We start from the raw sequence: 1,131 nt of genomic DNA, 5'->3' as shown, positions 1-1,131 counted from the left end.
AATTATAGAAAAAACTAATGCCTCATCAACAAGATATGAAGGTTCACTTGCTCATGCAACGATGCTAGCACAAACGAGGATTATTTCACAATCGGATTATGAAAAAATTGTTCATAGTTTAAAACTTATTCGACAAGAACTTGAAAATGGCACATTTGTTTTTTCACGAAAATTTAAAGATATTCACATGAATATTGAAGTGCGGCTGGCTGAATTAATTGGTCCTATTGCAGGGCGTTTGCATACCGCACGTTCACGCAATGATCAAGTTGCTGTTGATTTTCGTTTGTGGGTGCGTGATACAATGCAAAAAATAGTGCAAGCTTTAAAAGGATTGATAGAGCTTGCTTGTTCAAGCAGAACAACATGTCCATACCTTTATGCCAGTTTACGCATTTACAACCGGCACAACCCGTAACATTTGGTCATTATATGATGGCTTATGTTGAAATGTTTGGTCGAGATTTATCGCGGATGCGTGATGCGGTTGAAAGAATGAATGAATCGTCTTTAAGGAGCCGTAGCTTTGGCAGGAACAAGCTTTCCAATTAATCATTTTATGCCAGCAGAAACGCTACGTTTTTAAGAATCAAAACGGAATTCGATTGATAGTGTTTTAGATCGTGATTGTGCGTTAGAATTTTTAAGCGCTGGTGTTCTTTGTGCAACGCATCTTTCATGCTTAGCAGAAGAAATTGTCCTTTGGTCAAGTGCACAATTTCATTTTATCCGTTTATCGGATGCTTTCAACGGGTTCATCTATTATACCGCAAAAGAGAAATCCTTATGCTGCCGAACTTGTGCGTGCCAAAAAGGGATATATAAATGGTGCATTGATTGGGTTGTTAACGGTGATGAAAGGATTACCCTTTGCCTCTTCAAAAGATAGGCAGGAAGATAAGGAATATGTGTTTGATGGTGCTTTGAGTCTAGAATTATCACTGGCAGCAATGACAGGAATCATTGGTGGATCTTGAAGTTAATAAAAAAGGCATGAGACAAGCAGCTGATTTGGGTTATGCGACAGCCTACGGATTTTGTTGATTGGCTTTTGCGTGAATTAGGGCTTCCTCTTCGTAAAGTACACCATATTACAGGGCAAGCTGTGGCATTGGCAGAAAGAAAAAATGT

At 38.8% G+C, this 1,131-nt stretch carries 1 pseudogene; it reads left to right on the top strand.

Going from position 1 to position 1,131, the window contains the following annotated elements:
- Position 1: 1 nt before the first annotated feature.
- A pseudogene (gene argH, locus ACFIK8_RS09795) lies at positions 2-1,131 on the top strand (argininosuccinate lyase); the annotation flags it as partial.

Source organism: Bartonella sp. MR168JLCBS (assembly GCF_042194175.1).
Note: the sequence above shows the minus strand (reverse complement) of the source record. Positions and strands in the feature narration are given on the sequence as shown.